We start from the raw sequence: 13,735 nt of genomic DNA, 5'->3' as shown, positions 1-13,735 counted from the left end.
GCAACGATCCGCGCGGGGCATCATTCGGACTGTCAGAGCCGCAGGTTTCAGAGTATAAGAACGCAGTTACCCATGGCCCGTGGACAACCTGACATCAGATCAGGGGCGGCATGAGGCGGAGAGAGGCAGTATGCAGACGTCACAGTATCGGTTTCTGGGCCTTGCGGTCGTGGTCAGTATCAGTCTTGCAGGCTGTATGGACGGGTCCGGCTCCCGCTCGGGCACGAACGGGAACGGGGCCGCGCGCAGCGCAGGGCCGATGGACCGCGATATCGAGGATCCCAGGGTGTTCTCGAAGCGCGAGAACGGGCTTTGGGACGGGCGCCCCTCGCTGGGCGGGGTCTGGGTCGCGCATCCTGATGTCAGATCGCCCGAACGGGTGATCATCCGCAATACCGAGAATGGTCAGGAAACCATCGGCGCGCTGTTCCGGCGCGAACGGATGAATCCGGGGCCAAGTTTTCAGGTCTCGGGCGAGGCCGCCAATGCCGTGGGCATGCTGGCCGGAGCGCCGACAGTGATCGAGGTGGTGGCGCTGCGCACCGAAGAGGCGCAGCCCGTTATGGCTGAAGCGCCGGCCGATGCGCTGCAAGCCACAGATGTCACCGGGACTGAGGTCGCCGCCGCGCAGCCTGGCCCCGCGCCGCAGCCGGTCGCGCCCGGCGAGGCCGAGGGCGATTTCCTGATCGCCATGCCCGAAGAGGACGCGGCCTCTGCGCCGCGCCGTGAGGGCGGGTTCTTCGGGCGGGTCTTCGGGCGGCGCAGCCCGCAGCCTGCGCCCGCCATGGAGTCGTCGGCGATTGCGACGCAGGTTCTGGGGGATGCACAGGCCGCGCCCGCCGCGACGCTGGGCGCAGAGCCGGAACCGGCCGCACAAGCGCCCGTGGCCGCGCCACCCGCACCAGCCAGCACCCTTGCCCAACCTTATATCCAGCTTGGTATTTTCAGTGTTCAGGCCAATGCCCGCAAGGCGGAATCCATGGCCGCAGGCGCGGGGCTGAGCGCGCGGATTGTTCCGGGTCAGGCCTCGGGCAACCAGTTCTGGCGCGTGGTTGTCGGTCCGGCCAGCACGCAGGCGGAACACAGCCAGATGCTTGCGCGGGTCAAGGGCCTGGGCTTTAATGACGCCTATGCGGTCCGCCGCTGAGGCAACCCGAAGGAGCCAATTCATGCGTTCTGTCATCCGTCATGCTGTCACCTCGGCTGCCGCCGGGGCGATTCTTGCCCTTGGCCTGTCGGCCCCTGCGGGCGCTCAGGTCGCAGGTTTCGAGCCGCGTGCGCCCTCGATCTATGTGCGCGATCTGACGACAGGTGTCGTGCTGATGGAGCGCGGCGCGGATGTGCCCTTGCCGCCGGCATCCATGTCCAAGCTGATGACGCTTCTGATGCTGTTCGAGGCCATCGAGGACGGGCGCATGGCGCTGGACACGACCTTCACAGTCTCGGAGCGCGCGCATGCGATGGGCGGCTCGCGCATGTTTCTGGAAATGCGTGACCGGCCCACGGCGCTGGATCTGATCCGCGGGATTGCGGTGCTGTCGGGCAATGACGCCACTGTGGTCGTGGCCGAAGGGCTGGCGGGCACGGAAGAGGCCTTTGCCCAGCTTGCGACACGGCGCGCGCGGGAATTGGGGATGCGCAACACCACGATTGCCAATGCATCGGGCTGGCCGCATCCGGATCACCTGATGTCGAAGCGGGATCTGGCGATCCTGGCAGAACATATCATCGAGACCTATCCGCAGTTTTACCCCTATCTGGCCGAGCGCGACTTCACCTGGAACGGGATCACGCAGCCCAACCGCGTGCCGCTTCTGGGCGCGGGTGTGGGGCTGGACGGGCTGAAAACCGGCTACACGTCTCAGGCGGGCTATTCGCTGACCGGATCGGCGCGGCAGGGTGAGCGGCGGATCGTCTTTGCCTTTGGCGGGTTGAACAGCGAGGCCGAGCGGCGGCAAGAGGCCGAGGCGATCATCAACTGGGCATTCCGGCAGTTCCAGAAGGTCTCGCTTGGCACCACAGGTCAGGTGATGGGCGAGGCCCCGGTCTGGCTGGGGGCGGAAAAGACCGTGCCGCTGGTGCTGGGCGAAAGCCCCGATATCCTGATCCCCGCAATGGCGCAGCGCAATATGGCCGCGACCGTTGTCTATGACAGCCCCCTGCCCGCGCCGATTGCGGCGGGCGAGGTGGTGGGCCATGTCGCGGTGGATGTGCCGGAACTGGGTGAGATGCGGGTGCCGCTCTTGGCCGGGGCCTCGGTCGCGGAAGGTGGCTTTGGCGTGCGCGCCCTGGCCTCGGCGCAGCGGCTGCTGGGCATGGTCATGGGGCATGCGCAAGACGTGATGAACTGAGGCATGTCCCTGCCCGCTGGCCTGTTCATCAGTTTCGAGGGGATCGACGGTTCCGGCAAATCCACACAGGCGCGCGCGCTGGCCGAGAGCCTGCGCGGCGCAGGCCGTGAGGTGGTGCTGACGCGCGAGCCCGGCGGCTCTGACGGGGCCGAAGCGATCCGGCGGCTGCTGGTCGAGGGCGACCCCGACCGCTGGTCTGCCGAGACCGAGATCCTGCTGTTCAACGCCGCGCGGCGCGATCATGTGGAAAAGACTGTCCGGCCTGCGCTGGCGCGGGGCGCAGTAGTGATCACCGACCGTTTCGCGGATTCGACGCGGGTCTATCAGGGCGTGGCGCGGGCCAGTCTGCGCGGGCTGGTGGATCAGTTGCATGATCTGGTGATCGGGATCGAGCCGGATATGACTTTCGTGATCGACATGGACCCGGAAGTGGCGCTGGCGCGCGGGCTGGCGCGCGGATCGGGCGAGGACCGGTTCGAGGAATTGGGGCTGGGTTTTCAGGAAGCGCTGCGCGCGGGGTTCTTCGATCTTGCGCTCTCCTGCCCCGACCGTATCCAGATGATCGACGGCGCGCGGGCGGCAGAGGATGTGGCGCGCGATGTGGCGCAACGGGTCAGGGCGCGGCTTGATGGCTGATGCAGGCGACATTCTGCCGCCCGATCAGATCGAGGGCGCCCCGCATCCGCGCGAGACGGCGCGGCTCTTCGGGCAGGAACGCGCGGAAGCGGCGTTTCTGCGGGCCTATAGCTCGGGGCGGATGCATCATGGCTGGCTGATTTCCGGGCCGCGCGGGGTGGGCAAGGCGACGCTCGCGTGGAAGATTGCAAGGTTTCTGCTGGCGACGCCGCCGGAGGATGGCGGCATGTTCGCCCCCCCGCCGCCCGAGAGCCTGGATATTCCCGAGGATCACCCGGTCGCGCGGCGGTTGCGCGCGGGTGCGGATGGGGGCCTGCTGGTGATCCGGCGGGGGCAGGATGACAAGGGCAATCTGCGGCGCGATATCACCGTGGATGTGATGCGCAAGCTGCACGGGTTTTTCGGCCTGTCGGCGCCGGATGGCGGGCGGCGGGTGGTGATTATCGACGCTGCCGACGAGATGAACCCGAATGCCGCCAATGCGCTGTTGAAGGCGCTGGAAGAGCCGCCGGAGCGGGCGTTTCTGCTGCTGGTCGCGCATCAGCCCTCGAAACTGCTGCCGACGATCCGTTCGCGCTGCCGCGATCTGCGGCTGATGCCGCTTTCGGGGGCGGATTTCGCGGGTGCTCTGACGCAGGCGGGGATTGCCGAGGACAGCGCGGCATTGGCACAGCTTTCGGGCGGATCGGTGGGCGCGGCGGTGACATTGGCGCAGGGCGGGGGCGCCGAGATCTATGCGGCATTGGTGGCGATTTTCGGCGGCGTGCCACGGGTGGATCGCGCCCTGGCGTTGAAACTGGCCGAATCGGTTGCGGGCAAGGCCAATGACACGCGCTTTGCGATGCTGCTCGCGCTTTATGATCTGTTCATGGCGCGGCTGGCGCGGGCGGGTATTTCCGGCCCCCCACCCGAGGCTGTGCCGGGGGAAGCGGCGGTTTTCGCCCGGCTTGCGCCCCATGACGCGGCGGCGCGCGCCTATGCGGCTTTGGCGCAGTCGCTGGGGGCGCGGGCGCGGCATGGGCGCGCGGTGAACCTTGACCCTGCCGCTGTGGTGCTTGATATGATCACGCAGACCGAAGCAGAGGCGCGCAGGTTCCTCTGAAAGCTGAGCCCGCGCCCGGAGAGATCATGCCGCCCGAGATCGTTGACAGCCATTGCCATCTGGATTTCCCGCAACTGGCCGAGGATCTGGAGGCCGTGATCGCGCGTGCCCGCGCGGCGGGGGTGACACGGATGGTCACGATCTGCACCAAGCTGCGGGAATTGCCACGGGTTCAGGCGATTGCCGAGGCGCATGAGGGGGTTTTCTTCGCGGCAGGCACGCATCCGATGAGCGTGGCGGATGAGCCGATGGTGTCTGTGGAAGAACTGGTCGCGCTGGCGGCCCATCCGAAGATGGTGGGGATTGGCGAGACGGGGCTGGATTATCACTACACGGCGGAGAGTGCGGGGGTGCAGAGCCAAAGCCTGCGCGTGCATATCGAGGCCGCGCGCCAGACCGGGTTGCCGCTGATCATCCATGCGCGTGACGCTGACGAGGATATGGCGCGGATCCTGACGGAAGAGCATCGCGCAGGCAGCTACAGTTGCGTGATGCATTGTTTCTCCTCCGGCGAAGGGCTGGCGCAGGCCGCGCTGGATCTGGGGTTTTACCTGTCGATGTCGGGGATTGCGGCTTTCCCGAAAAGCGAGAGCTTGCGCGCGATTTTCCGGGCGGCGCCGCTGGAGCGTCTCCTGCTGGAAACTGACGCGCCCTATCTTGCCCCGCCGCCCTATCGCGGCCGACGCAATGAGCCCGCCTATACCGTGCATACGGCCGAGGCAGGGGCGGCGCTTTTCGATCTACCGCTGTCCGAATTTGCTGCAGCGACCACGGCGAATTTCAACCGCCTGTTCCGAAAGGCTGCCTGATGGCTGAGTTGCGCGCGACGATTCTGGGCTGCGGCTCTTCGGGCGGTGTGCCGCGCATTGGCGGGGTCTGGGGCGATTGCGACCCGAATGAGCCGCGCAATATCCGCCGCCGCTGCTCGCTCTTGCTGGAGCGGATCACCGATCAGGGGCGCACGCAGGTCCTGATCGACACGGCGCCCGATATGCGCGCCCAGCTTCTGGATGCCGGGATTGCACGGCTGGATGCGGTGGTCTTTACCCATTCCCATGCCGATCATGTCCACGGGATCGATGATCTGCGCCAGATCGTGTTCACGACCCGCAAGCGGCTGCCGGTCTGGGCGGATGGGCCGACGCAGGATGCGCTGCTGTCGCGCTTCGGCTATGCCTTCGTGCAGCCGAAAAATTCGCCCTACCCGCCGATTCTGGATCTGAACACAATCTCGGGCGCGGTGACGATCGAGGGCGCGGGCGGGCCGATGGTGCTGCATCCGATCCGGCTCAATCATGGCACGGTCGATGCGCTGGGCTTCCGGGTCGAGGGGCTGGCCTATGCGCCGGATGTGGTGGGGATCTATCCCGAAAGCTGGCCGATGCTGGAGGGGCTGGATATCTGGATCGTCGATGCGCTGCGCCGCAAGCCGCATCCCAGCCATGCGCATCTGGAGATGACACTGGACTGGATCGCGCGGGCGCAGCCGCGGCAGGCGGTGCTGACGAATATGCATGTCGATCTGGATTATGCGACGCTCTGTGCGGAATTGCCCGATCAGATCCGGCCCGCGCATGACGGCATGATCCTGTCGCTGAAGGTCTAGACGATGCAGGCGCTGGCGGATGTCATCCTTCCGGTCTTTCTGGTCATCGGCTTTGGCTATGTTGCGCGCTGGCGCAGGCTGATCACGGATGAGCATGTCGATGGGGTGGTGCAATTCGCGCAGAATTTCGCTGTGCCCTGCCTGCTTTTCGTGGCCATCGCCCGGCTGGATCTGGCGCAGGATTTCGACTGGCGGCTGCTGGTGGCCTTCTATACCGGCGCGCTTGCGGGGTTCGGGTTGGGATTTTTCGGCGCGCGGGTTCTGTTCAGGCGGGATTGGGAGGATTGCGTGGCCATCGGTTTCGTGGCGCTGTTTTCCAACTCGGTGCTGCTGGGTCTGCCGATCACGGAACGCGCCTATGGGTCAGATGCGCTGGCGGCCAATTATGCGATCATCGCGATCCATTCGCCCTTGTGCTATGCGGTGGGGATCACCTCGATGGAGCTGATCCGCAATCGCGGGGGGCGGCTGCGCGACACGGCGCGGCAGGTGTTCTCGGCGATGTTCCGCAATGCGCTGGTGATTGCCATCGGCCTGGGTTTCGTCGTGAATCTGACGGGTTTTCCCATGCCGGGGGTCGCCGATCAGGCGCTGGACATGATGGTGCGCGCGGCATTGCCGGTGGCACTGTTCGGGCTGGGGGGCGTGCTCTACCGCTACCGGCCCGAGGGCGATCTGCGCACCATCGGCTATGTGGTGGCGCTGTCGCTGGTGGTGCATCCGCTGATCACCTACGGGCTGGCACGCGCCTTCGGGCTGGGGACCGAAGCGCTGCGCTCGGCGGTGGTGACAGCGGCGATGGCGCCGGGGGTGAATGCCTATGTCTTTGCCAATCTCTATGGGCGGGCGAAACGGGTGGCGGCCTCTGCGGTGCTGATCGGCACGCTGGGGGTGATGGTGACAGGCTGGGTCTGGTTGCAGATCCTGCCGTAGGGTGCGTGCTCAGCACGCACCCTACCTGCCGCCGCGCGCGTGAAGGAGGAATAGGGCCAGGCCAGCGGATCGGACACGAGACCCGCAAGGACCGGACTGTCGCGGCAGAGGCTCAGATGCGCCTGCAGATCGGCATGGCCGCGGATATGGTGTTCCCAGAAACGCCGCTGCCAGATCCCCCTTTCGCCACGGCGCATATGCGAGACCCGCCGCCGGCCCGGCGGCAGGGCGCGCGAGAACCGTGCCTTGATCAGCCGCCAGCGCGTGGAATAGTCGCTATCCTCCTCCGGCAGGGTCCAGATGCAGAGCATCCGGTCGGGCAGGACCACCCATGCCAGAATATCGAACGGGTGATCCGCGCGGGTCTGGCGCAGGGCGTCGCGCAAGAGCCCGATATGGCGGATGAGCAGATCGCTCGGGCGTTCGGCAAGAACGACCTCGAAGAAGATGGTGGCACCGGGGATGCGGGGGCGGCGATACTGGGACATGGGCCAAGCCTCGCGCATAATACTTAAGATCGGGTGAAGCGCCGTAGGGTGCGTGGTGACCACGCACCCTACCCCAGCCGAGAGGGCTTCCCTTCCGCTCCATCGCATGGCACCAAGTCCCTGACATCTGTTTGAGAGGCCCGGACCCATGACCCCTGCCCCCTTTCCTGCTGCCCGCATGCGCCGTCTGCGCCGCACCCGCGCCCTGCGCGAGATGGTGCAGGAACAGGGCCTGAGCGCCCGCGACCTGATCTGGCCGGTCTTCATCCGCGATGGCGCGGGGGTGGAAGAGCCGATCCCCTCGCTGCCCGGTGTTGCCCGGCTGTCGCTTGACCGGATGCTGCAGGCCGCCGAAGAGGCCCATGATCTCGGCATTCCCGCGATCTGCCTCTTTCCCTATACCGATCAGAGCCTGCGCACCGAGGATTGTGCCGAGGCCTGGAATCCCGAGAACCTGACCAATCGCGCGATCCGGCTTCTGAAGCGCGAATTGCCCGATCTGATGGTGATGACCGATATCGCGCTCGACCCTTACAATGCCAACGGGCATGACGGGTTGGTGGTCAATGGCGAAATCGTCAATGACGAAACCGTCGCCGCGCTGGTGAGGATGGGGCTGGCGCAGGCCGAGGCGGGGGCGGATATCCTTGGGCCGTCCGACATGATGGATGGCCGGATCGGGGCGCTGCGCATGGCGCTGGAGGCCGAGGGTCACAGCCAAGTCGCGATCCTGTCCTATGCGGCGAAATTCGCCTCCGGCTTTTACGGCCCCTTCCGCGATGCGGTGGGCGCCTCTGGCCGTCTGGTGGGCGACAAGGCGACCTATCAGATCAACCCGGCCAACGCGCAGGAAGCGCTTGCCTGCATCGCGCGCGATCTGGCCGAGGGGGCGGATATGATCATGGTCAAGCCCGGAATGCCCTATCTTGATATCTGCCGCGCGGCCAAGGATCGCTTCCAGCGCCCGACCTTCGCCTATCAGGTCTCGGGGGAATATGCGATGCTGATGGCGGCGGCGCAGAATGGCTGGCTTGATGGCGAGAAGGTGATGCTTGAGAGCCTGATGGGGTTCAAACGCGCGGGTTGTGACGGGGTGCTGAGCTATTTCGCGCCGCGCGTGGCGCGCGCCCTGCGCGGCTGATCGCGGCGAAGCCTTGCCGATTCGGCCCATGCAGGGCCTGTTGCGGGTGACAAGCCTCTGTTTTCAGGCTATCACTTGACAATACCGAGAGTGCGTCAGGCACCATGAGCAGAGGCAGAGACATGACACAGATGAACCGGCGGGTATTCGCAACATCCGGGCTGGCCGCGATTGCGGCGCTTGCGGCCTGTTCCAATCCGATCGGCAGCCAGGGCGCGGCGGATCTGGATGCCCGTGTCGATGCGGCACGCGACTATCTGCGCTCGAATTATCCGGGGCTGAACGAGCTGTTCCAGAATGCCCGCGGCATCCTCTATATTCCGGTCGTGACCGAGGGCGGGTTGTTCATTGGCGGGGCCTATGGGCGCGGCGCGCTGCGCATCAATGACGCCACGGTGGATTACTATTCCGCCACCCGCGCCAGTTTCGGGCTGCAGGCCGGGGCGCAGCAATATGCCCATGCATTGTTTTTCATGACCGAACAGGCGCTGTCGGATTTCCGCTATTCGCCGGGCTGGGCCGCGAGCGCCGATCTGCGCTATGCGACGCCCACGCAGGGCGGCTCGATGGGGACCGAGACGACGACGCAATTCTCACCCGTTATCGCAGTGGTGTTCGGCCAGTCGGGGATCATGGCGGGCGCCTCGCTCGCTGGCGTGAAATACGCCCGCATCATCCCCTGAGAGGGATCAGGCGTTTACCGCCGCCACATCCTCGGGTGTGCCGAAATTGCGTGTCGCGCTCTCGCGCGCGATGCGCTTGATCATGCCCGACAGCGCCTTGCCCGCGCCGATTTCCCAGAATTCGCTCACGCCCTGCCCGGCCATCCAAGCCACCGACTCGCGCCAGCGCACCGAACCTGTGACCTGCTCGACCAGCAGCGCGCGGATCATGTCGGGGTCGGACACGGCCTCGGCCCGGACATTGGCGACCAGCGGCACGAGGGGCGCGCGCAGGGTCACATCCGCAAGCGCCGCCTGCATCGCCTCGGCGGCGGGCTGCATCAGGGCGCAATGGAAGGGCGCGGAGACCGGCAGCATCAGCGCGCGTTTGGCGCCGCGCGCTTTCGCAATCTCGACCGCGCGCTCGACCGCGCCTTTATGGCCCGAGACCACGACCTGCGCCGGGTCATTGTCATTGGCGGCCTGACAGATCTCGCCCTGCGCGGCCTCGTCCGCAACCTCGCTCGCGGTGGCGAAATCGAGCCCCAGCAGGGCTGCCATCGCGCCCAGGCCCACTGGCACCGCCTCTTGCATGGCGCGGCCCCGGATGCGCAGCAGCCGCGCGGCATCGCCGATCTCCAGCGCGCCCGCTGCCGCCAGCGCCGAATATTCGCCCAGCGAATGGCCCGCCACAAAGGCCGCATCCGTCACGGCCACGCCTTCGGCCTCCAGCGCGCGCAGGGCGGCAAGCGAGGTCGCCATCAATGCAGGCTGGGCATTGGCGGTGAGCGTCAGGTCCGCAATGTCGCCGTCCCAGATCAGGCTTGAGAGCTTCTCGCCAAGTGCTGCATCCACCTCGTCAAAGACGGCTCTGGCCGCAGGATAGGCTTCGGCCAGAGCCTTGCCCATGCCAATCGTCTGCGCCCCCTGACCCGGAAAAACAAATGCGCGGCTCATGCTCACTCCCCTGAAAACCTGTCGGCACGGCATAGACGCAAAGCCTGCAAATGCGCAAGCCTTGGCTCATTTTCTTGCCAAAAATACTCACTGCAACGGCACGATCCGGCGCGCCGTCCGCGCTGACGCCTCAGGCGCCCGAGGTCAGCGCCCGGATCCGGCCCACCATGGCGCGCAACCCGTTCGAGCGCTGCGAGGAGAGATGCTCATCCAGCCCCAGCCGTGCCAGCTCAGCGATCGCATCGACCTGTGCGGCCTCGCGCAGCTTGAGGCCGGAATAGAGCGCATGCAGCACCGCGATCAGCCCGCGCACGATCATCGCGTCGCTGTCGCCTGCGAAATCGAACCGCGCCTCGGGCCCTTCCCCCTCGACCACCGGATGGATCCAGACCTGACTGGCACAGCCCTCGACCTTGGTGGCGGGCGATTTCAGCGCCGCGTCCATCGGTGGCATGGCGCGGCCAAGCTCGATGACATGGCGGTAGCGGTCTTCCCAGTCGTCCAGAAACTCGAAGGTTTCGGCGATTTCCTCGAAACGGGCTGTGGCCATCGGTGCGGTCTTCCTTCACTTTCGCCCGATAGCTAAGCTCTGGCGGCCCAAAGGTCCAGAGCCCTGCGCCCCGCCCATGATTGCGCCGCAAAAGCCCTTGCGCTGTTGCGAGGCACTTTTCAAAGCGGCGTTATTGCGCTACCCAAAGTCCAAACCGTTTTCCATGATCCATCGGAAGGACTCTCCATGACAAAGCCCCTTCTCGCCGCGCTGGCCATGGTGCTTGCCCTTGGGGCCTGCGGGACGATGCGCGAGTCGCGCCTGAATCCGATGAACTGGTTCGGCCGCGAGAGCACCGAGACGCTGGCCCCGCGCGCAGGCTGGGACACGACCGTTGACCGGCGCGCGCTGGTGCCTGTCGTGACCGAGATGGAAGTCATTCCAACCACCGGGGGCGCACTGCTGCGCGCAAGCGGTGTGACGCAGACGCAGGGCTGGTGGGATGCGGAACTGCGCCCGGTCAATGACGAGCGCCCGCTGGACGGCGCCTTGATCTATGAATTCGTTCTGGCCGCGCCGCGTGGGCCGACTGCCGTGTCGACCGAAGCCTCGCGCACGGTGACGGCGGGGGTCAAGATTTCCACGGCCCGCCTGCAGGGAGTAAGCCGCATCATCGTGCGCGGCGCGCAGAATGCGCGCACAGTGTCACGCTGAGGCTGATGCGACAGGCGCGGGACTTCTGCCGCTCAGAGTGCACCTCAACCAGCCTGGGCAGGCTGCGCCGCAGGCGCTGTTGACGGGGGACGGGCCTTGCGGCCCGTTGCCACTCAGTGAGAGTATTTTTCGGCAAGACGAAGTTGGGTAAGTTGAAGTCTGGGGGCCCGAAAGCGGGCTGAGGCGCAGGCTGATCGGGAAGGGCGCCAGTTGCGGTCCCTGCCCGGTTCCGGGGCGGCAATCGCTATCCAGCGCCATGAAAAATCCCGCATCGGCTATGGGCCGGTGCGGGATTTGTCTTGACTGCTCAGGGTTTGCGGCGCGGGGGCGTGTTACCGCCGCCGGGCTTCGGGCCGCGCGGCTTGAAGCCAGAGGGTTTGGGGCCACCGAATTTCCCTGCACCGGGCTTTGCCCCGCCCGGCTTGCCCGCGAAGGGTTTGCCCCCAGATTTCGGCTTGGCACTGCCGGGGCGTTCCATGCGCTGCGAGACATTGGCGGCACCGGCGCGGAATTTGGCCCCCTCGGCGCGGGCGGGCGCGGCGTCATTGCTGCGCGGGGTCTGGTCATTGCCGCGTGCGCCTTTCGGGCCACTGGGGCGCGGGCCTTTAGGCCGGTCGGTGCCGTATGTCGGCTTGCCGCCCTGTGGGCGGGGGGTGCCGTAGCTCTTGCCGCCCTCGGGGCGCGCGGGTTTGGCGTGGCGGGGTTTGCGCGGGGCATCCGCGCTGTCGCTGCCATGGGCGCGCGGCGCGCGATCTTCGGCAAAGGCGCGATGCGGCGTCCGGGCGGGGCCTTCGGGCGCGTCGGACGGGCGCGGTTTGTAGGGTTTGCGCGGGGCGTCACCCGCATCAGACCAGCGGGGTTTGGGGGTCTCGCCATCGCGGCGCGGCGCGGATTTGCGCGGACCTTCGGGCGCGTCGGACCAGCGGGGCTTCGGCGCCGCATCATCGCGCGGGCGTGCGGGGCGGTCGTCGCGCGGGCGCTCGCGGCGTTCGGGCCGGGGTGCGGCGCGCGGGGTGCGGGTATCGTCGGGGGCGCTGTCGAGCTTGCGGGCGGTGATATCTTCTTCCAGCACGCCACTGTCGCCCAGACGCGCGATGAGCGCCGGGGCGGCGCTTTCGGCGATTTCCACAGCGGTCGTGCTGGTCTGCACCTTGATCCGCCCGATACTGGATTTGTCGAGATTTCCGGCACGACACAGCATCGGCAGCAGCCAGCGCGCTTCGGCCCGTTTGTCCTGACCCACCGAGAGTTCAAACCAGACCCAGGGGCCGAAAGCGGCGCGCTCGGGGCGGGCCTTGGGGTTCGGGGCCAGTTCGATATCTTCGGGCGCGGAGAGCCCCGCGCGGTAGAGGCGCAGGCAGGCGGCGGCGATTTCTTCGGGGCTGCGCTCGGTGAGCAGGTCTGCGGCGAAACGCGCCTCATCCTCGGTCATCTCGCCCTGCCAGACCGGGGCTTCGCGCAGGCGCTGTTCATCGAGGGCAAGGATTTCCTCGGCGGTGGGGGGGGGCACCCATTCGGCGTTGATCTTGGCCCATTTCAAGAGGCGCTCGGCCTTGGCTGCGGCGCGATCCGGCGCGATCAGGACCGAGACGCCCTTGCGCCCGGCGCGACCGGTGCGGCCAGAGCGGTGCAGGAGCGCTTCGGTATTCATCGGCAGATCGGCATGGATCACCAGATCGAGATTGGGCAGGTCGATCCCGCGTGCGGCGACATCGGTGGCCACACAGACCCGCGCGCGCCCGTCGCGCAGCGATTGCAGCGCGTGGCTGCGTTCATCCTGACTGAGTTCGCCCGAAAGGCTGACGACCGAGAGGCCGCGATTGGCAAAGCGTGCCGCCAGACGCGCGACCGTGGCGCGGGTATTGGCAAAGACGATCGAGGCAGGCGCATCGTGGAAGCGCAACAGGTTGATGATGGCGTGTTCGGCCTCGGAGGCGGCGACCTTGACCACCTGATAGGAGATGTCGCTATGCTGCACGCCGCGCGAGATCGTCGTCACGCGCACGGCGTCGCGCTGATAGGTCTTGGCGATCTCGACAATCGCGGGCGGGACGGTGGCCGAGAAAAGGAGCGTGCGCTTGGTCTCGGGCGCTTCGCCCAGCATGTATTCGAGGTCTTCGCGGAAGCCGAGATCGAGCATTTCATCGGCCTCGTCCAGCACCACAGCGCGCAGGTCGGACATATCAAACGCCCCGCGCATGATATGGTCGCGCAGACGCCCCGGCGTGCCGACAACGATATGCGCGCCGCGTTCCAGCGCGCGGCGCTCGTCGCGCGCATCCATGCCGCCGATGCAGGACACGACCTTGGCGCCGGTCTTGGCATAGAGCCATTGCAACTCGCGCTGCACCTGCAAGGCCAGTTCGCGGGTGGGGGCGATCACCAGCGCCAGCGGCAGGGCGGGCGGGCCGAAGCGCTCGTCGCTGCCCAGCAGCGTGCCCGCAATGGCAAGGCCGAAGCCCACGGTCTTGCCCGATCCGGTCTGCGCAGAAACAAGCAGGTCGGCATCGGCCAGTTCAGGCGCGGTGACGGCCTCTTGCACATCGGTCATCGTGTCGAAGCCGCGCTCGGTGAGGGCTTCTTTCAGGGTAGCGATCATCGTCAGGGAATCCTTGGGGCTGGCACCCGCAAGGTGCGCATCAAACCCCGCGCTAT

General features: G+C 66.8%; 14 protein-coding genes. 10 read left to right on the top strand and 4 right to left on the bottom strand.

Annotated features, from left to right (window positions below):
* Nucleotides 1–130 precede the first annotated feature (130 nt).
* From BG457_RS15680 to BG457_RS15650, 7 genes are read left to right on the top strand one after another with little or no spacing between them, the layout of a single operon-like run.
* On the top strand, nucleotides 131–1,147 hold the full coding sequence (locus BG457_RS15680; RefSeq protein WP_071798358.1) for an SPOR domain-containing protein: 1,017 nt from the start codon (nucleotides 131–133) through the stop codon (nucleotides 1,145–1,147).
* Nucleotides 1,148–1,169: 22 nt separating this feature from the next.
* Nucleotides 1,170–2,351 (top strand): D-alanyl-D-alanine carboxypeptidase family protein, encoded by a 1,182-nt coding sequence (locus BG457_RS15675; RefSeq protein ID WP_071798356.1) that lies wholly within the window; start codon nucleotides 1,170–1,172, stop codon nucleotides 2,349–2,351.
* Nucleotides 2,352–2,354: 3 nt separating this feature from the next.
* Nucleotides 2,355–2,987, top strand: coding sequence for a dTMP kinase (gene tmk / locus BG457_RS15670; protein WP_071798354.1), 633 nt, complete (start codon nucleotides 2,355–2,357; stop codon nucleotides 2,985–2,987).
* Nucleotides 2,980–4,089, top strand: a complete 1,110-nt coding sequence (locus BG457_RS15665; RefSeq protein WP_071798352.1) for a DNA polymerase III subunit delta' — start codon at nucleotides 2,980–2,982, stop codon at nucleotides 4,087–4,089. Before tmk ends, BG457_RS15665 begins: the two co-directional genes overlap by 8 nt.
* Before the next feature lie 26 nt (nucleotides 4,090–4,115).
* Complete coding sequence (locus BG457_RS15660) at nucleotides 4,116–4,898, top strand: TatD family hydrolase (protein WP_071798350.1); 783 nt, start codon at nucleotides 4,116–4,118, stop codon at nucleotides 4,896–4,898.
* Nucleotides 4,898–5,695: an MBL fold metallo-hydrolase gene (locus tag BG457_RS15655; protein ID WP_071798348.1), complete on the top strand. Its 798-nt coding sequence runs from the start codon at nucleotides 4,898–4,900 to the stop codon at nucleotides 5,693–5,695. The genes BG457_RS15660 and BG457_RS15655 overlap by 1 nt, the downstream gene beginning before the upstream one ends.
* Nucleotides 5,696–5,698: 3 nt before the next feature.
* Nucleotides 5,699–6,628, top strand: a complete 930-nt coding sequence (locus tag BG457_RS15650) for an AEC family transporter (RefSeq protein ID WP_071798346.1) — start codon at nucleotides 5,699–5,701, stop codon at nucleotides 6,626–6,628.
* Here BG457_RS15650 and BG457_RS15645 read toward each other — a convergent pair.
* Nucleotides 6,532–7,116 carry an REP-associated tyrosine transposase gene (locus BG457_RS15645; RefSeq protein ID WP_071798344.1) on the bottom strand — a complete coding sequence of 195 codons (585 nt, stop codon included), beginning with the start codon at nucleotides 7,114–7,116 and terminating at the stop codon, nucleotides 6,532–6,534. The genes BG457_RS15650 and BG457_RS15645 overlap by 97 nt on opposite strands.
* Nucleotides 7,117–7,264: 148 nt before the next feature.
* Here BG457_RS15645 and hemB point away from each other — a divergent pair, with 148 nt between their 5' ends.
* Entirely contained in the window at nucleotides 7,265–8,257 is a 993-nt protein-coding gene (gene hemB, locus BG457_RS15640) for a porphobilinogen synthase (protein ID WP_071798342.1), read from the top strand.
* Nucleotides 8,258–8,379: 122 nt separating this feature from the next.
* Nucleotides 8,380–8,940, top strand: coding sequence for a lipid-binding SYLF domain-containing protein (locus BG457_RS15635; RefSeq protein WP_071798340.1), 561 nt, complete (start codon nucleotides 8,380–8,382; stop codon nucleotides 8,938–8,940).
* A gap of 6 nt (nucleotides 8,941–8,946) precedes the next feature.
* On the opposite strand, the gene fabD is transcribed toward BG457_RS15635, so the two are convergent.
* Complete coding sequence (gene fabD / locus BG457_RS15630; RefSeq protein ID WP_071798338.1) at nucleotides 8,947–9,876, bottom strand: ACP S-malonyltransferase; 930 nt, start codon at nucleotides 9,874–9,876, stop codon at nucleotides 8,947–8,949.
* Between the two features lie 130 nt (nucleotides 9,877–10,006).
* Nucleotides 10,007–10,426, bottom strand: coding sequence for a SufE family protein (locus tag BG457_RS15625; protein WP_071798336.1), 420 nt, complete (start codon nucleotides 10,424–10,426; stop codon nucleotides 10,007–10,009).
* A gap of 186 nt (nucleotides 10,427–10,612) precedes the next feature.
* Between BG457_RS15625 and BG457_RS15620 the strand changes: the two genes are divergently transcribed.
* Nucleotides 10,613–11,080, top strand: coding sequence for a hypothetical protein (locus tag BG457_RS15620; RefSeq protein ID WP_071798334.1), 468 nt, complete (start codon nucleotides 10,613–10,615; stop codon nucleotides 11,078–11,080).
* Between the two features lie 307 nt (nucleotides 11,081–11,387).
* On the opposite strand, the gene BG457_RS15615 is transcribed toward BG457_RS15620, so the two are convergent.
* Nucleotides 11,388–13,679 (bottom strand): DEAD/DEAH box helicase, encoded by a 2,292-nt coding sequence (locus BG457_RS15615; RefSeq protein ID WP_071799229.1) that lies wholly within the window; start codon nucleotides 13,677–13,679, stop codon nucleotides 11,388–11,390.
* Nucleotides 13,680–13,735 lie beyond the last annotated feature (56 nt).

The sequence above is a fragment of the Natronohydrobacter thiooxidans genome, assembly GCF_001884735.1.
GTDB classification, from domain to species: Bacteria; Pseudomonadota; Alphaproteobacteria; order Rhodobacterales; family Rhodobacteraceae; genus Roseinatronobacter; species Roseinatronobacter thiooxidans_A.
Note: the sequence above shows the minus strand (reverse complement) of the source record. Positions and strands in the feature narration are given on the sequence as shown.

Bases quoted from the DNA above. Each gene is read 5' to 3' on its own strand.
- BG457_RS15680 (WP_071798358.1), top strand. From the start codon at position 131: ATGCAGACGTCACAGTATCGGTTTCTGGGCCTTGCGGTCGTGGTCAGT.
- BG457_RS15675 (WP_071798356.1), top strand. From the start codon at position 1,170: ATGCGTTCTGTCATCCGTCATGCTGTCACCTCGGCTGCCGCCGGGGCG.
- tmk (WP_071798354.1), top strand. From the start codon at position 2,355: ATGTCCCTGCCCGCTGGCCTGTTCATCAGTTTCGAGGGGATCGACGGT.
- BG457_RS15665 (WP_071798352.1), top strand. From the start codon at position 2,980: ATGGCTGATGCAGGCGACATTCTGCCGCCCGATCAGATCGAGGGCGCC.
- BG457_RS15660 (WP_071798350.1), top strand. From the start codon at position 4,116: ATGCCGCCCGAGATCGTTGACAGCCATTGCCATCTGGATTTCCCGCAA.
- BG457_RS15655 (WP_071798348.1), top strand. From the start codon at position 4,898: ATGGCTGAGTTGCGCGCGACGATTCTGGGCTGCGGCTCTTCGGGCGGT.
- BG457_RS15650 (WP_071798346.1), top strand. From the start codon at position 5,699: ATGCAGGCGCTGGCGGATGTCATCCTTCCGGTCTTTCTGGTCATCGGC.
- BG457_RS15645 (WP_071798344.1), bottom strand. From the start codon at position 7,116: ATGTCCCAGTATCGCCGCCCCCGCATCCCCGGTGCCACCATCTTCTTC.
- hemB (WP_071798342.1), top strand. From the start codon at position 7,265: ATGACCCCTGCCCCCTTTCCTGCTGCCCGCATGCGCCGTCTGCGCCGC.
- BG457_RS15635 (WP_071798340.1), top strand. From the start codon at position 8,380: ATGACACAGATGAACCGGCGGGTATTCGCAACATCCGGGCTGGCCGCG.
- fabD (WP_071798338.1), bottom strand. From the start codon at position 9,876: ATGAGCCGCGCATTTGTTTTTCCGGGTCAGGGGGCGCAGACGATTGGC.
- BG457_RS15625 (WP_071798336.1), bottom strand. From the start codon at position 10,426: ATGGCCACAGCCCGTTTCGAGGAAATCGCCGAAACCTTCGAGTTTCTG.
- BG457_RS15620 (WP_071798334.1), top strand. From the start codon at position 10,613: ATGACAAAGCCCCTTCTCGCCGCGCTGGCCATGGTGCTTGCCCTTGGG.
- BG457_RS15615 (WP_071799229.1), bottom strand. From the start codon at position 13,679: ATGATCGCTACCCTGAAAGAAGCCCTCACCGAGCGCGGCTTCGACACG.